The following is a 15615-nucleotide window of genomic DNA, read 5'->3' on the forward strand; positions in this document are numbered from 1 at the left end:
AGCAGGTTCGCGACGCGGGGGTCTTGGGCGTGGATTTGCGGTCCACGCCAGGGAGCGGTTTTGCCTTTTGGGAAACGGCGTCGAACGCCGCGTCTCTTACTGGTAACCCTTCGGGAACGGATCCGGCTCGACGAGATCGGCGGTCTCGTAGATCAGCTCGAACTGACCATCGAGCTTGGCGCGTCCCACCCGGGTCTTGGACCAGAGATGATGGTTCTCGTGGATGCGGACGTAGCCTTCCGGCGCGCCCTTGAACTCGACGCCCGGCGAAGCCGCCGCGATCTTGTCGATGTCGAAGGAACCGGCCTTCTCGACCGTCAACTTCCACAGCCACGGGCCGAGATAGGCAGCCTGGGTGACGTCTCCGATCACGGTCTTTTCGCCCCACATCTTCTTGAACGCGGGCACGAAGGCCTTGTTGTTCGGATTGTCGAGCGACTGGAAGTACTTCATGCAGGCATAGGCGCCCGCGATGTTCTCGCCGCCGATACCGTCGATCTCGTCTTCGGTCACCGAGATGGTCAGCAGCGCCTGCTTGGAGAGATCGATGCCGGCAGCCTTGAGCTGCTTGTAGAACGCGACGTTCGAGCCGCCGACGACGTCGGTGAAGATCACGTCGGGCTTGGTCAGCTTGATCTTGTTGATGACCGAGTTGAACTGGGTGTTGCCGAGCGGATAATACTCCTCGCCGACGACCTTGCCTTTCAGCACGTTCTCGACGTGCTTGCGCGCGATCTTGTTCGAGGTGCGCGGCCAGATGTAGTCGGAGCCGATGAAGAAGAAGGATTTTGCGCCCTTCTCCTTGGCGATCCAGTTCAGGCCGGCGAGGATCTGCTGGGTCGCTTCCTGGCCGGTGTAGATCACGTTCTTGGACTGCTCGAGGCCCTCGTAGAAGGTCGGGTAATAGAGCATGCCGTTGTACTGCTCCATGACCGGCAGCACCGCCTTGCGCGATGCCGAGGTCCAGCAGCCCATGATCGCCGCGACCTTGTCGTTGACGAGCAGCTTCTTGGCCTTTTCGGCGAAGGTCGGCCAGTCGCTGGCGCCGTCTTCCTGGATGAACTTGATCTTGCGTCCGAGCACGCCGCCCATGGCGTTGATCTGCTCGATGGCGAGCTTTTCGGCTTCGATCGAGCCGGTCTCGGAGATCGCCATGGTGCCGGTCGCCGAGTGCAGGATGCCGACCGTCACCTCGGTGTCGGTGACCGCCAGACCCGTGGTGTTGACCGCCGAGGTTGCCGGGGCCTGCGCAAAAGACGCCCGCGGCAGCATCGTGATAGCGGGCACGGCGGCCATTCCCATTAATAGTTTGCGCCGGAGCGGCGATAACAGGCCCTTGTTGGCTTCGTCTGACATGAGCACCCCACTTCTTGTTCGAGGACACGCGATTGGTGCCGTGAGGATGGCTCGAATTTGTGCAGCGCAAGCATACGCAAGATTGCGTATACTGCACCGCAAAATACCGACGTAGGCTTTTGGTACGGGATTTGCGAGGAGCGCCGGGTCTGTATCGGGAGTGGGGTTAGTGGCAGGGCGGCAGCGAATAGACCGCGTCAGGCGCCAGTACAATCAATGGGTCGCCAACCAGACGCTGGAAGACTACGCGCTGCGCTTCACCGCCAAGAGCGCGCGCCGCTGGTCTGCCGCCCGTGTCGCCAACACCGCCCTCGGCGCCATCTCCTTTCTGGCGCTGGAAGCGATCGGCGGCACCATCACGCTGAACTACGGCGTCACCAACGCCAGCGCCGCGATCCTGGTCGTCTCCACCATCATCTTCTTCTGCGGCGTGCCGATTGCCTATTACGCAGCCAAATGCGGCATCGATATTGATCTGCTCACCCGCGGCGCCGGCTTCGGCTATATCGGCTCGACCGTCACGTCACTGATCTATGCCTCATTCACGTTCATCTTCTTCGCCATCGAGGCGGTGATCCTGGCCACCGCGCTGGAGATGTGCTTCGGCATCCCACGCCCGATCGGCTACCTCATCAGCGCGGTGGCAATCATCCCGCTCGTCACCTACGGCATCACGCTGATCAGCCGCTTCCAGCTCTGGACGCAGCCGATCTGGATCATCCTGCACATCCTGCCCTTTGCCGCGATCGCCTGGGCCAACCCCTACTCGTTCACGGAGTGGCGCAAGTTCGCCGGCGAGCATGGCGACGCGAGCGGCCAGTTCGATCTGCTGCTGTTCGGCGTCGCATCCTCCGTGGTGTTCTCGCTGGTGGCGCAGATCGGCGAGCAGGTCGACTTCCTCAGGTTTCTGCCGCGCGACCGCCGCACGTCGCGAACGTCGTGGTGGATCGCCCTGCTGATCGCGGGCCCCGGCTGGATCATCTTCGGCGCGCTGAAGTTGCTGCTGGGCTCCTTTCTCGCCTTCTTTGCGCTGAGCCACGGCCTCTCGGGCGAACTGGCAGCCGAGCCCGCGCACATGTATCTCGAGGCGTTTCGCTACGTGCTGTCGCAGCCGGACCTGGCGCTGGCGCTCACCGGCATGTTCGTCATCCTGTCGCAGCTCAAGATCAACGTCACCAACGCCTATGCCGGCTCGATCGCCTGGTCGAACTTCTTCTCGCGCCTGACGCATAGCCATCCCGGCCGGGTCGTCTGGCTGGTGTTCAACGTGATGGTGGCTCTGCTCTTGATGGAGATCGGCGTCTACAAGGCGCTGGAGCAGACGCTGGCGCTCTATTCCAATGTCGCGATCGCCTGGGTCGGGGCACTCGTGTCCGATCTCGTCGTCAACAAGCCGCTTGGGCTACGTCCACCGCAGATGGAGTTCAAGCGCGCGCATCTCTACGACATCAACCCGGTCGGCGTCGGCGCCATGACGATCGCGACCATCGTCTCGATCGCGGCGTTCTACGGCCTGTTCGGCCCGACCATGAAAGCGCTCGCGGCCTTCGTCGCGCTGACGGTCGCCTTCGTCACCGCGCCTGTCATCGCCTGGCTGACCGACGGAAAATACTACATCGCGCGCAAGCCGAAGAGGAGCTGGGCCAATATCGAGGCGATCCAGTGCTGTATCTGCGAGCACAATTTCGAGCCGGAGGACATGACGTCCTGCCCCGCCTATGCCGGCCCGATCTGCTCGCTGTGCTGCTCGCTCGATGCGCGCTGCCACGACCGCTGCAAGCCGCATGCGCGGGCGCAGGTGCAGTTCGCCGACGCGCTCGGCAGGATCTTGCCACAGCCGATCTATCAGCGGATCAACTCGCAGTTCGGCCACTATATCGGCGTGTTCGTGGTCTCCGCCGGCCTCGTCGCGCTGGTGCTGGGACTGATTTATCTGCAGACCTCGGCGAGCGTGCCCGGCGAGAATTCGCTCGTCTCGAACGTGCTCTGGAAGGTGTTCTTCTCGCTCAGCATCATCATCGGCGTGGTGGCCTGGCTGTTCGTCCTGGCGCAGCAGAGCCGCCGCGCCGCCGAGGCCGAGACGCGGCGGCAGACCGCGCTTCTGATCCAGGAGATCGACGCGCACAAGCGCACCGACGCCGAGCTGCAGCGCGCCAAGGAAGTCGCCGAATCCGCCAACCTCGCCAAGAGCCGCTACGTGGTGGGCCTGAGCCACGAGTTGCGCTCGCCGCTGAACGCCATCAGCGGCTATGCCCAGTTGCTGGAGCAAGACGCGACGCTCAACACCAAGCCGCGCGACCAGGTCCGCGTGGTTCGCCGCAGTGCCGATCACCTCTCCGGCCTGATCGACGGTATCCTGGATATCTCCAAGATCGAGGCGGGGCGGCTGTATCTCTCGCGCGACGAGGTGCGCCTGAGCGAATTCCTCGACCAGCTCGTCGGCATGTTCCGTCTCCAGGCCGCCGCCAAGGGCATCGACTTCGTGTTCAGGCGGCCGGCGCATTTGCCGGTCGTGGTCTTTGCCGACGAGAAGCGGCTGCGCCAGGTGCTGATCAATTTGCTCTCCAACGCGATCAAGTTCACCCAGACCGGCAGCGTGCAGTTCGTCGTGCACTATCGCAGCCCCGTCGCCGAGTTCGAAGTGATCGACACCGGCCCCGGCATCCAGGGCGACGACCTCGAACGCATCTTTGCGCCCTTCGAGCGCGGCGCGCTCGGCGTCTCGCAGCCGCAGACCGGCACCGGGCTGGGCCTGACCATCAGCCGGCTGCTCGCCGGCGTCATGGGCGGCGACATCAAGGTCTTGAGCACGGTCGGCGCCGGGAGCACCTTCAAGGTCAAGATCCTGCTGTCGGAAGTCACCAATCCGCAGCGCATCGCGCCGGTGGAGGCCCCGATCTCCGGCTATCACGGCGCACGCAAGACCATCCTCATCACCGACGACGACCCCGTCCATCGCGACCTCCTGCGCGAGGTGCTGACCCCGCTCGGCTTCATCCTGCTCAGCGCCACCGACGGCCCGGGATGCCTGGCGCTGGCGCAGCATTGCCGGCCCGATCTGTTCCTGCTCGACATCTCCATGCCGGGCATGGCCGGCTGGGCGGTGGCGGAGGCCTTGCGCACGAGCGGCCATCACCAGGCGCGGATCCTGATGGTGTCGGCGAGCGCGCTGGAGGCCCACGGCACGCCGCTGGCACAGCCCTTCCACGACGGCTATCTGATGAAGCCGATCGACATCCCGCGGCTGCTGGAGACGATACGCCAGCTCCTCAGGATCGAATGGCAATACGGCTCGGACGAGATCGCGGTGCCGTTCTGGCGGCCGGAGAGCGGATCAAGGCCACCGGTGCGGCACATCGAGGCGCTGATCGGGCTCGGCCAGATCGGCTACGTCAAGGGCATCCAGTTGAAACTGGACGAGATCGGCAGCGAGCACCCCGAGCATGCCGATTTCGTCGCGGAAATGCGGTCGCTGGTCGACCGCTTCGATCTCGACCGGTACATGGCCACATTGAAGACGTTGCATGCGCATGAGCATTGAATCGAGGAAGCGCGATGTCGCGCTCGTTGTCGATGACTCCCCGGAGACGCTGCGGCTGCTCACCGATGCGCTCGACGGCGCCGGGATGACGGTGATGGTGGCGCTCGACGGCGCGGCCGCGATGCGCATCGTCGACCAGATCACGCCCGACATCGTCCTGCTTGACGCCGTGATGCCCGGCATGGACGGATTCGAGACCTGCCGCCGGCTCAAGCGCGATGCGGGCGTTGCCAACGTGCCCGTGATCTTCATGACGGGCCTTGCCGAAACCGAGCACATCGTGCGCGGACTGGAGGCCGGCGGCGTCGACTACGTGACAAAGCCGATCGTGATCGAGGAGATGCTGGCGCGCATCCGTGTCCATCTCGGCAATGCCCGCCTGACCCAGAGCGCGCGCGCCGCGCTCGACGTCTCCGGCCGTTTCCTGTTCGCGGTCAACCGCGGGGGCAACATTCTTTGGGCGACCCCGCAGGCGCAGAAGCTGCTGTCCGATCATTACGGCGCGCAGACCGAAGACTTCGTCCTGCCGCCATCACTCCTGCAATGGCTGGAGCAGGCGAAAGGCAAGGGCAGCGCGAAGTCGCAAGCGGCTTCCCTGCCCGACAATCCGCAACTGCGGCTCTATTACATGGGCGAAACCGCGCCGAACGAGTTTCTGCTGCGGCTGTCCAGGGAATCCGGCACGTCGCTGCCGACCGAATTCACCAGCGAGCTCGGCCTCACCACCCGCGAAGGCGAGGTGCTGGCCTGGCTCAGCAAGGGCAAGACCAACCGCGACATCGCGCAGATTCTGGGGCTGAGCCCGCGCACGGTCGACAAGCATCTGGAGCAGATCTACGCCAAGCTCGGCGTTGAGAACCGGACCGCGGCGGCTGCGATTGCCACGAATGCGACGCGAAGGAATTCGTAGCGGCTGTACGGGTGAGTTTTGACACCACCAACCCAACAGGCGGTGTCGTCCCTGCGAACGCAGGGACCCATACCGTGTGATCTCTCGATTTCGGACGGTCGCAGTACAAAACGACGAATCTTCGCCAAACTGCTCCCTGGGGTTATAGGTCCCTGCTTTCGCAGGGACGACAGCGGAGTTTGGGGCAACCACTGCCGCCCCTCACTCCGACAACCCATTACCCATACACAAACGCCCCGTCATCCAGATCCGTCTTCGGGATCTCGTCCTTCTCGGTCCAGTAGTCCTGGCTGTGCTGCCATTCCGGCTTGTCGCCGCGCTTGGGGAGCAGGTCCATGTTGCGCATCATGTAACCGGGGTTGAAGTTTTCCGGATCGATCCAGGGCAGGATCGGCATGTTGTGGTCTTCGGCGCGCAGCTTGACCTCGACCTTCCTTGTGCCCTTCGCCTTCATGTGTCCGAGCAGCCGGCAGACGAAGTCGGCGACGAGATCGACGCGCAGCGTCCAGCTGGCGCGGAAATAGCCGAACACCCAGACCATGTTCGGCACGCCCGTGAACATCATGCCGCGATAGGTCACGGTGTCACCGAAGGCGAGCGGCTTGCCGTCGATCTCGAAGGCGATGTCGCCGAGCGCCGCGAGGTTGAAGCCGGTCGCGGTGACGATGATATCGGCCTCGAGCAGCTTGCCGGATTTGAGCTGGATGCCGTTCTCGACGAAACACTCGATCTCGTCGGTGACGACGGAAGCCTTGCCGCTGGCGATGCCCTTGAACAGATCGGCATCCGGCACGAAGGCGATGCGCTGCCGCCATGGCCGGTATGTCGGCGTGAAATGCGTCTCGACGTCGTAGTCCGGGCCGAGCACCGCGCTGATCTGGCCGATCAGCTCCTTCTTCACCTGCTCCGGCTTGGACAGGCAGAGTTTCGTGAACGCGTCCTGCTCGAACAGAATCTTGCGGCGGACGATCTCGTGGATCCATTGCTCGTCGACCTGGAGCCTGCGCAGTTCCTCGGCGATCTCGATGGCGTTGCGGCCGAGGCGGAAATAGGTCGGCGAGCGCTGCAGCATGGTGACATGCGCGCATTGGTCGGCGATGTTCGGCACCAGCGTCGCCGCCGTCGCACCGGAGCCGATCACGACGACCTTCTTGTTCGCGAGGTCGACATCGTCAGGCCATGTCTGCGGGTGGACGATGCGGCCCTTGAAGCGGTCCGTGCCCTTCCATTCCGGCGTGTAGCCTTCCGAATGACGGTAATAGCCCTGGCACATCCAGAGGAAGTTTGCAGTGAAGGTCTTGGGCTCTCCGGTGTCCGTCGTCATCGCTTCGATGGTCCAGAGATTCTGCTCGCTCGACCAGCTCGCGGAATTGATCTTGTGCTTGTAGCGAATGTGTTTCGCGATATCGTTGTCGTCGATCACCTCGTTCATGTAGGTGAGGATTTCTTCGGCGGTCGCGATCGGCGGTCCGACCCAGGGCTTGAAGCTATAGCCGAAAGTGTGGAGGTCGCTGTCCGAACGAATTCCGGGATAGCGATGCGTGGTCCAGGTTCCGCCGAACGTCGCCTGCGTTTCGAGAATGACGAAGCTCGCGCCCGGAAGCTGCTTTGTCATGTGGTAGGCACTGCCGATGCCGGAGATGCCGGCACCGACGATCAGCACGTCGAAATGTTCAGAGGCCTGCTTGGCCGTGGCGTGACTGCGAACAGCGACATTCATTGTTGCTTCTTGCCTTGCTTGCTTTTGTGGCCGCCCTTGATTGGGCGACGCGTTTCCTCCGCGACGGGCATGGTCGCCCATCGCGCTTCCCTGTTAAAATGACATAGATCAATTCGCGATCAAAGCGCCGCGCCCCAGCTTCGCGCAGTCTGCAAGATCCAGTCGCGATAGAGCGTGAGTGGCGTGACGCCGGTCAATCCGCCACAGCCGGCGGCGTTGTTCGGCCCGGTCGACCAGCTGATGAGACCAACGAGTACGGCACCGTTCGGCTTGTCCTCGAACACGGGGCCGCCGGAATCGCCGGTGCAGGCGCCGATTCCATCGCGAACACCGTTAGTTACGGGATCCACCAAGCGGATCTGGAGCGTGCCGGGCTGGCCCGTGGCGATGAGGCCGGCAACGCGCGTCGCGCCGCCGCTCTTGCCGTCGCCGCGCACGGTGACGCCGATACCGGCAATGACGAAGCGGCTACCGACCTGGATCGGAATATTCGGCGCGCCGACCGACACCGTCGATTTTCCCTTGAGTGGAATTTCCAGTTGCAGCAATGCCACGTCCGCGGTGGCGCGGTGCGCCTGCATCGCCTGCATGTTGAAGTTGGGATGGATCGCGACGGTGCGGACATTCAGCAATTGCGGCTGACCGTCAGCGCCGCGATCGACGATCTTGTAGTCAGCTCCGGGCTGCACGCAGTGGGCAACGGTGAGCACGAGTTTCGGCGCGATCAGGGTGCCGGTGCAGAAATTGCCGCGCGATCCCACGATGGTGACGACGGCGCGCGCGACACCATCGGCCTGTGGCGTGCCGCCGCCGACGATGGCGTGCGCGGGCGTGGCGAGCAGCAGCAGCGCGGTTGTGACGAAGGTTGCAAGCTTTTTCATGGGAACACGCTTTGGCGGCAGCATCGGTGACGGCAGGGATTGCTTCGGACTGGCCCTTGCCGATAGCGCATGCTAGCGCTCTTGGAAAGGAATTGACGAGGGCAGGATAGTGGCGATCGAGGCTGTGATCTTTGATTTTGGCGGCGTGCTGACGAGTTCGCCATTCGAGGCGTTCGCGCGGTTCGAAACCGAGCGCGGCCTGCCGATCGACATCATCCGGCGCACCAACGCGGCCAATCACCTCGAAAACGCCTGGGCCAAGTTCGAGCGCGCCGAGGTCGATATCGAGACATTCGACAAGCTGTTCGCGGAGGAATCGCGCGCGCTCGGCGCCGAGGTTCGCGGCCGCGAGGTACTGCCGCTGCTTCAGGGCGATTTGCGCCCCGAGATGGTCGAGGCCCTGAAGCGCATCAAGGCGCAATTCAAGACCGGCTGCATCACCAACAATCTGCCGGCCAATGCGATCGGCAGCATGACCGGGCGCTCGCTCTACATCGCCGAGGTCATGGTGCTGTTCGACCACGTCATCGAGTCCGCCAAGATCGGCCTGCGCAAGCCCGACCCGCGCATCTACAAGATGATGGTGGAGACGCTAAAGGTCGATCCCAGGAACTGCGTTTACCTCGACGATCTCGGCGTCAATCTAAAACCCGCGCGCGAGATGGGCATGACGACGATCAAGGTCGTCAGCGGCGCCCAGGCGATTGCCGAGCTCGAGGCGGCGACGGGGTTGAAGCTGACATAGTTCACCAGTGCTGTAGGGTGGGCAAAGCGAAGCGTGCCCACCACAAGCAGATGGTGGGCACGGCGCTTCTGCGCCTTTGCCCACCCTACGAGAGCCTACTCCGCGGCGGCAGCGATCCGCTCCGGAAATGCCGCCGCGAGCGAAGCACGGTCCGGCTTCAGCACGCCGCGCTCGGTGATAAGGCCGGTGACGAGACGCGCCGGCGTCACATCGAACGCGTAATTCGCGACCGGCGAGCCCTCCGGCACGATCCGTACCGTCTCCAGTCGTCCATCCGCGGTGCGGCCGGTCATGTCGGTCACTTCCGTGCCGCTGCGCTGCTCGATCGGGATGTCGCGGATGCCGTCATTGACGGCGAAATCGATCGTCGGCGACGGCAGCGCGACGTAGAACGGCACGCCGTTGTCATGCGCGGCAAGCGCCTTCAGATAGGTGCCGATCTTGTTGCAGACGTCGCCATTGGCCGCGACGCGGTCGGTGCCGACGATGGCGAGATCGACCATGCCGTGCTGCATCAAATGCCCGCCAGTGTTGTCGGGAATCACGGTGTGCGGCACGCCGTGATGGCCGAGCTCCCAGGCGGTCAGCGAGGCGCCCTGGTTGCGCGGACGGGTCTCGTCGACCCAGACATGGATCTTGATCCCGCGCTCATGCGCGAGATAGATCGGCGCCGTCGCTGTGCCCCAGTCGACGGTGGCAAGCCAGCCGGCATTGCAATGGGTCAGCACGTTGACTGTCTCGCCCGGCTTCTTCGCCGCAATCGCCTCGATCAGCCTCAAACCGTTGCCGGCAATGCCGCGGTTTATCTCGACGTCCTGCTCGACAATCTCGTCGGCGCGCGCATAGGCCACTTCAGCTCGTTCGAGCGGATCGACCGGCGTGAGCGCCGTGCGCATCTCGTCCAGGGCCCATTTCAGATTGATCGCCGTCGGCCGCGCCACGATCAGCGTCTCGTAGGCACGCTTCAAGCCGGCATCCGAGGAATCCTCGCGCATGGCGAGCGCCATGCCATAGGCCGCGGTTGCACCGATCAGCGGGGCGCCGCGCACCAGCATGTCGCGGATCGCGACCGCCGCGTCTTCGCATGACGTCAGACGCGCGACGACGAACTCATGCGGCAGCCTGCGTTGGTCGATCGCTCCGACCGACCAACCATCGCGCTCACGCCAGATGCTGCGGAAATGCTTGCCGTCGACCTTCATGGCATTCTGCCTTCTCGTCCTTCGCCTTGCGTCTCAACCGCGCAGGATGCGCCCGGCCACCGCATCGAGCTTCTTCAGGAGCTCGGGATCACGCGCCTCGGGCGCCGTGATCAGCGCGGTGTCGAGCGCGCGGTCCGAACCGATCGGGCACGGCTCGTGCTCGCGCGGAAAGTCCTTCGCCAGCCGTGCCACCAGCGCCTTCGCCTTGTCGGCGTTCGAGGTCAGCACGCGGATGATGTCCTGCACGGTGACGGCATCGTGATCGGGATGCCAGCAGTCGAAATCGGTCACCATCGCGACGGTGGCGTAGCAGATCTCGGCCTCGCGAGCGAGCTTCGCCTCGGGCATGTTGGTCATGCCAATGACAGAGTAGCCCAGCGTCTTGTAGGTCATGCTCTCCGCATAGGTGGAGAATTGCGGTCCCTCCATGCAGACATAGGTGCCGCCGCGCGCAAACGCGATGCCCTCGGCTTCAGCTGCCGCCGCAAGATGGATGCGCAGCCGCGGCGAGACCGGGTGCGCCATCGACACATGCGCGACGCAGCCCCGGCCGAAGAACGAGCTCTCGCGCTTGTGGGTGCGATCAACGAACTGGTCGACGAGAACGAAGGTGCCGGGCGGCAGTTCCTCCTTGAAGGAGCCGCAGGCCGACAGCGAGATCAGGTCGGTGACCCCGGCCCGCTTCAAGACGTCGATATTGGCGCGATAATTGATGTCGGAGGGCGACAGCCGGTGGCCCTTGTCGTGCCGCGGCAGGAACACGATCGGCAGGCCGGCGATGGAGCCGCGCCGCAGAGGGGCCGACGGCTCGCCCCAGGGGCTCTTGATCACCTCTTCGCGCGCGCCTTCGAGGCCCGGCAGGTCGTAGATGCCGGAGCCGCCGATGATGCCCAATACCGCCTGCGTCATGCCCGCTCCACCCTGTCAGCTACCTACGACATGGTTAAGCTATGCCAGTTTTGCGGCGGTTTTGGAACGGGGGTGGTGGGGTGATGCCGGTGGTGTGAGGGGCGCGGGCCTCTCACTCGATGTCGTCCCTGCGAACGCAGGGACCCATACCGCGGAATCTATCGAGGTGGTCGGTCGCAATCCCGAACGACCGGTCTTCGCCAAACTCCTCCCTGGGGTGATGGGTCCCTGCGTTCGCAGGGACGACCCGGGGAGAGATTGGTGCGCTTAACTTAAGCTGCGGTCGCCAGCTGCAGTTGGGCCGCGACCATGCGCTCCAGCGTCGCGACGGACTGGAAATTCTCCGGCGTGATCTCGGACTGCGGGATGGTGAAATCGAACTCGGCTTCGACGCCGAGCATCAGGTTGACCATGTCCATCGAGGTCAGGCCGGCGTCGACGAGCTTCGTCGAAGGCGTAATCTCGGCGGTGAGCGAATTCTGCTCGAGGATGCCCTTCACCAGCTTGATGATGCGACTACGCAATTCGGTATCGAAGGCCTGCATCGGAAAATTCCCATCTGTCCATGAAAGGGCGGAGCTGTCGCGAGTTACGATGGGCGCGACGGGCCGATCCCACAATGGGCGCCACCATTACTTCGCCTTTCTTAGTAAACGATGACTCAGATTGTCTGGAATTCCAGCTTCTTCCGGATTCCTAACGCCATCGCGGAAATTCGGTTGATGCAAACAACCGGACCTTAACTGTTCGTTTGGAATTGGGCTTTGTTTACCCTCTATTTCATCGACGAATTTGAATTAAATCCGTAGCCTCGTCTCACAAGCAAAGATGGTCGGAGGATCGCTTATGCGGCGTCGCGAATGATGCCGGCGATCCTGAACGACAAACCGGAGGCGGACGAGTATGAACGTGCGTGAAGCAGTCCTCACTGTCGACGAAACGCAAACGAGCTATCTCGAACAGGGCCCCTCCCTCGTCGAGCGCGCCGCCCGGACCGCCGCGGCAGCTGCGGCCGACGCAGACGGCGTCGATCGCGACGCCCGCTTCCCCCACAAGGCTTTCGATATCGCACGCGAGCAAAAGCTGCTCGGCGCCATGATCCCGGTCGAGTTCGGCGGCTTCGGCGCCTCGATCTACGACGTCACCGACATCTGCTACACGCTCGGGCGCGCCTGCGCCTCGACCGCGATGATCTATGCGATGCACACGACGAAGGTCGCCTGCGTCGTCAGGCATGGCCACGGCATTCCCTGGATGGAAACCATGATGCGCCGGGTCGCCCGCGACCAGTGGCTGCTCGCCTCCTCCACCACCGAAGGCCAGAACGGCGGCAACATCCGCGCCAGCGCCGCGGCGGTCGACCACGCCGGCGACACAGTCTCGCTGGTGCGCGACGCCACCGTGATCTCCTACGGCGCGGAGGCCGACGGTCTCGTCACCATCGCCCGCCGCGCCACCGAGGCCGCCGCCTCCGACCAGGTGCTGCTGGCGCTCGCCAAGGACGATTACTCGCTGAAGCAGACGCAGGGCTGGGAAACGCTCGGCATGCGCGGCACCTGCTCGACCGGTTTCGAGCTGAAGGTCGATTGCCCCGCCGACCGCGTCTTCCCGGAAGCCTATGACAAGATCCATGCCCAGACCATGACGCCGTTCGCGCATCTGTGCTGGTCGTCGGCCTGGGCCGGCATTGCCGCGGCGTCTGTCACGCGCGCGCAGGCCTTCGTCCGCAAGGCTGCGCGCACCTCCGGCGGCCAGATGCCGCCGGCCGCGGCGCATTTCACCGCCGCGAAGATGTCACTCGCAAAACTGCGCGCGCTGATCGCAGCGAATATCGACGCCTTTGCTCGCGCCGAGCATGACGAGCGCGCGCTGAGCTCGCTCGATTTCCAGTCCTCGATCACGCTGTTGAAGGTGCAGGCCTCCGAGCTTGCGGTCGAGACCGTGATGCATGCGATGCGCACCGCCGGCCTTTCCGGCTACCGCAACGACGGCGAATTCACCATGGGCCGTCACCTGCGCGACGTGCTGTCGTCGCCGATCATGATCAACAACGACCGCATCCTGGCCAATGCCGCGACCTCGACCTTGATGAGCGGCGTCCCGACCAGCCTTCGTGACTGACGTGCCTTCGTGACTGACGTTCCTTGGCGACCAAACCAACAAGAACAATTTTGAAATAGCAGGACACCGAACCATGAACATTGCCGTCCTCCCCGAATCGCCCGAGACCGCCCCGCAAATCATCGATCCGCTCGATCATCTCGCCGACAAGCTGTTCCACCCCATGGGCTCGGACGGCGTCTACGCCCGCACCGCCCTCTATGAGGGCGTCGTCGAGAAGCTCGCCGCACTGATCACCGGGCATCGCGAAGCCGGCACGGAGGTGATGCGCTTCCCGCCGGTGATGAGCCGCGCCCAGCTGGAAAAATCCGGCTATCTCAAGAGCTTTCCGAACCTGCTCGGCTGCGTCTGCGGCCTGCACGGCACCGAACGCGAGATCAACGCCGCGGTAAGCCGCTTCGATGCCGGTGGCGACTGGACCACCTCGCTCTCCCCGGCCGACCTCGTGCTGTCGCCGGCCGCCTGCTATCCGGTCTACCCGATCGCGGCGAGCCGCGGACCTTTGCCGAAGGGCGGCCTGCGCTTCGACGTCGCCGCCGACTGCTTCCGCCGTGAGCCGTCAAAACATCTCGACCGGCTGCAATCGTTCCGGATGCGCGAATATGTCTGCATCGGCACACCCGACGACGTCGCCGATTTCCGCGAGCGCTGGATGGTGCGCGCGCAGGCGATCGCTCGCGACCTCGGCCTCACCTTCCGCGTCGACTATGCCAGCGACCCCTTCTTCGGCCGCGTCGGCCAGATGAAGGCGGTGAGCCAGAAGCAGCAGCAGCTCAAGTTCGAGCTCCTGATCCCGCTCCGCTCGGAGGAGCAGCCGACGGCCTGCATGAGCTTCAACTATCACCGCGAGCATTTCGGCACGACCTGGGGCATCCAGGACGCCAATGGCGAACCGGCCCACACCGGCTGCGTCGCTTTCGGCATGGACCGCCTGGCCGTCGCCATGTTCCACACCCACGGCACGGATCTATCCGCCTGGCCCGCCAAGGTGAGGGAGCTCATGGGCATGCAGCCGCAAGTCGCGGCCGACGCCCATGGCGAAGGCTGGCGCTAAGCGAACGAGGCCTCCCATTTCCACGGGCAAGACGAGCGTGATCCACACCAAGGTCCGAAGCCGCGAGATCACCGAAGCCGACGTCGAGAAGGTCGCCGACCTCCTGACGCGCGGCTTCGTCGGCCGCTCGCGCGACTACTGGATGCAGGGTCTGCGCCGGCAGGCCTTCCGCCCCGTGCCGGAGGGCTATCCGCGCTTCGGCTACATGCTGGACAATGACGGCGAGCCCGTTGGCGTGCTGCTTCTGATCTACACGGCGCGGAAGCACGGCGAGGAGACCGCCATCCAGTGCAATCTGTCGAGCTGGTATGTCGATCCGGCCTACCGCAACTACGCCCCGCTGCTGACCAAGATCGCGCAGCGGCACAAGGATGTCACCTATCTCAACATCAGCCCGGCGCCGTGGACCTGGCCCATCATCGAGACCCAGGGCTTTCGCGCTTACTGTCACGGCATCTTCTTCTCCGTGCCTGCACTCGCGCGCGCCCCGCGCTGGAGCAAGATCGAGGTCATCTCGCAGCACGCCAAGTCGATCGATGGGCTCTCCGACGACGAGACCGCGCTGCTGACCCGGCATGCCCGCTACAATTGCCTCAGCCTCGTCTGCCGCACGCCGAAGGGAACGTTCCCCTTCATCCTGCAACCGGTGCGCATCCGCCGCGGCTTCATCGCGCCGCCCGCGATGAAGCTGATCTATTGCCGTAGCGCCGCCGAATACGCCGTCTGCGCTGGCCGCATCGGCCGGCTGCTGCTGCGGCTCGGCAAGATCTCGGTGGCGATCGATTCCAATGGCCCGATTCCCGGCCTCGCCGGCATCTACACCGAGCGGCGCGGCCGTAAATATTTCAAGGGCCCGCACCGGCCGCAGCTCGGCGACCTGACCGACACGGAGCTCGTGCTGTACGGGCCATAGGGGATGCTCGGCTGTCGTCCCTGCGAACGCAGGGACCCATACCGCGAGATCTGCCGGTAAGCACGGGTGTTAATACCGCGGGAAGCCCCACTCACTTTCAGTCCTCGCCAAACTTCTCCCTGTGGTTGTGGGTCCCTGCGTTCGCAGGGACGACAGCGGAATTTTTTGGCGGCTCTCGGCCAAATCCGGCTTGCAGGCGGTTCCGCGCTCACGCGCGAGCACAGGCTTCTCTGCATCGCCAGTCACCCTCCGTAAACTACTGC

At 64.1% G+C, this 15615-nt stretch carries 12 protein-coding genes; 6 read left to right on the forward strand and 6 right to left on the reverse strand.

Translation table 11 applies throughout. From position 1 onward, the window contains the following. Nucleotides 1–96: 96 nt before the first annotated feature. Nucleotides 97–1356 carry an urea ABC transporter substrate-binding protein gene (gene urtA / locus NLM25_RS43210; protein ID WP_212487786.1) on the reverse strand — a complete coding sequence of 420 codons (1260 nt, stop codon included), beginning with the start codon at nt 1354–1356 and terminating at the stop codon, nt 97–99. A 169-nt stretch (nt 1357–1525) separates the two neighbouring features. Here urtA and NLM25_RS43215 point away from each other — a divergent pair, with 169 nt between their 5' ends. Together NLM25_RS43215 and NLM25_RS43220 are read left to right on the forward strand one after the other, a co-directional pair. Then, on the forward strand, nt 1526–4897 hold the full coding sequence (locus NLM25_RS43215; RefSeq protein ID WP_254140994.1) for an ATP-binding protein: 3372 nt from the start codon (nt 1526–1528) through the stop codon (nt 4895–4897). Then, nucleotides 4881–5807: a response regulator transcription factor gene (locus NLM25_RS43220; protein WP_254140995.1), complete on the forward strand. Its 927-nt coding sequence runs from the start codon at nt 4881–4883 to the stop codon at nt 5805–5807. Before NLM25_RS43215 ends, NLM25_RS43220 begins: the two co-directional genes overlap by 17 nt. Nucleotides 5808–6024: 217 nt before the next feature. On the opposite strand, the gene NLM25_RS43225 is transcribed toward NLM25_RS43220, so the two are convergent. After that, nucleotides 6025–7527: an NAD(P)/FAD-dependent oxidoreductase gene (locus NLM25_RS43225; RefSeq protein WP_254140996.1), complete on the reverse strand. Its 1503-nt coding sequence runs from the start codon at nt 7525–7527 to the stop codon at nt 6025–6027. Nucleotides 7528–7646: 119 nt separating this feature from the next. Further along, complete coding sequence (locus NLM25_RS43230; RefSeq protein WP_254140997.1) at nt 7647–8408, reverse strand: trypsin-like serine protease; 762 nt, start codon at nt 8406–8408, stop codon at nt 7647–7649. 109 nt (nt 8409–8517) lie between these two features. Between NLM25_RS43230 and NLM25_RS43235 the strand changes: the two genes are divergently transcribed. After that, the gene (locus NLM25_RS43235; RefSeq protein WP_254140998.1) at nt 8518–9153 is read left to right on the forward strand and encodes an HAD-IA family hydrolase; all 636 of its coding nucleotides are present in this window, start codon (nt 8518–8520) and stop codon (nt 9151–9153) included. 95 nt (nt 9154–9248) lie between these two features. On the opposite strand, the gene mtnA is transcribed toward NLM25_RS43235, so the two are convergent. The 3 genes from mtnA to NLM25_RS43250 all read right to left on the reverse strand — a co-directional run bounded on the left by mtnA (nt 9249) and on the right by NLM25_RS43250 (nt 11809). Continuing rightward, nucleotides 9249–10355: an S-methyl-5-thioribose-1-phosphate isomerase gene (mtnA, locus tag NLM25_RS43240; RefSeq protein WP_254140999.1), complete on the reverse strand. Its 1107-nt coding sequence runs from the start codon at nt 10353–10355 to the stop codon at nt 9249–9251. Nucleotides 10356–10388: 33 nt separating this feature from the next. Continuing rightward, nucleotides 10389–11264 (reverse strand): S-methyl-5'-thioadenosine phosphorylase, encoded by an 876-nt coding sequence (locus NLM25_RS43245; RefSeq protein WP_254124007.1) that lies wholly within the window; start codon nt 11262–11264, stop codon nt 10389–10391. 272 nt (nt 11265–11536) lie between these two features. After that, nucleotides 11537–11809, reverse strand: a complete 273-nt coding sequence (locus tag NLM25_RS43250) for a phosphopantetheine-binding protein (protein WP_254141000.1) — start codon at nt 11807–11809, stop codon at nt 11537–11539. Nucleotides 11810–12167: 358 nt separating this feature from the next. On the opposite strand from NLM25_RS43250, the gene NLM25_RS43255 reads away from it, so the two are divergent. The 3 genes from NLM25_RS43255 (at nt 12168) to NLM25_RS43265 (ending at nt 15352) form a co-directional block, all read left to right on the forward strand. Beyond that, nucleotides 12168–13385, forward strand: coding sequence for an acyl-CoA dehydrogenase family protein (locus tag NLM25_RS43255; RefSeq protein WP_254141001.1), 1218 nt, complete (start codon nt 12168–12170; stop codon nt 13383–13385). A gap of 73 nt (nt 13386–13458) precedes the next feature. Next, nucleotides 13459–14439: an amino acid--[acyl-carrier-protein] ligase gene (locus tag NLM25_RS43260; protein WP_254124010.1), complete on the forward strand. Its 981-nt coding sequence runs from the start codon at nt 13459–13461 to the stop codon at nt 14437–14439. 37 nt (nt 14440–14476) lie between these two features. Continuing rightward, the gene (locus NLM25_RS43265) at nt 14477–15352 is read left to right on the forward strand and encodes an acyl-CoA acyltransferase (protein ID WP_254141002.1); all 876 of its coding nucleotides are present in this window, start codon (nt 14477–14479) and stop codon (nt 15350–15352) included. Nucleotides 15353–15615: the final 263 nt, after the last annotated feature.

This window comes from Bradyrhizobium sp. CCGB01, assembly GCF_024199795.1.
Lineage (GTDB): Bacteria > Pseudomonadota > Alphaproteobacteria > Rhizobiales > Xanthobacteraceae > Bradyrhizobium.

Coding starts and splice junctions, on each gene's coding strand:
- urtA (WP_212487786.1), bottom strand. CDS start 1,356: ATGTCAGACGAAGCCAACAAGGGCCTGTTATCGCCGCTCCGGCGCAAA.
- NLM25_RS43220 (WP_254140995.1), top strand. CDS start 4,881: ATGCGCATGAGCATTGAATCGAGGAAGCGCGATGTCGCGCTCGTTGTC.
- NLM25_RS43225 (WP_254140996.1), bottom strand. CDS start 7,527: ATGAATGTCGCTGTTCGCAGTCACGCCACGGCCAAGCAGGCCTCTGAA.
- NLM25_RS43230 (WP_254140997.1), bottom strand. CDS start 8,408: ATGAAAAAGCTTGCAACCTTCGTCACAACCGCGCTGCTGCTGCTCGCC.
- mtnA (WP_254140999.1), bottom strand. CDS start 10,355: ATGAAGGTCGACGGCAAGCATTTCCGCAGCATCTGGCGTGAGCGCGAT.
- NLM25_RS43245 (WP_254124007.1), bottom strand. CDS start 11,264: ATGACGCAGGCGGTATTGGGCATCATCGGCGGCTCCGGCATCTACGAC.
- NLM25_RS43250 (WP_254141000.1), bottom strand. CDS start 11,809: ATGCAGGCCTTCGATACCGAATTGCGTAGTCGCATCATCAAGCTGGTG.
- NLM25_RS43255 (WP_254141001.1), top strand. CDS start 12,168: ATGAACGTGCGTGAAGCAGTCCTCACTGTCGACGAAACGCAAACGAGC.
- NLM25_RS43260 (WP_254124010.1), top strand. CDS start 13,459: ATGAACATTGCCGTCCTCCCCGAATCGCCCGAGACCGCCCCGCAAATC.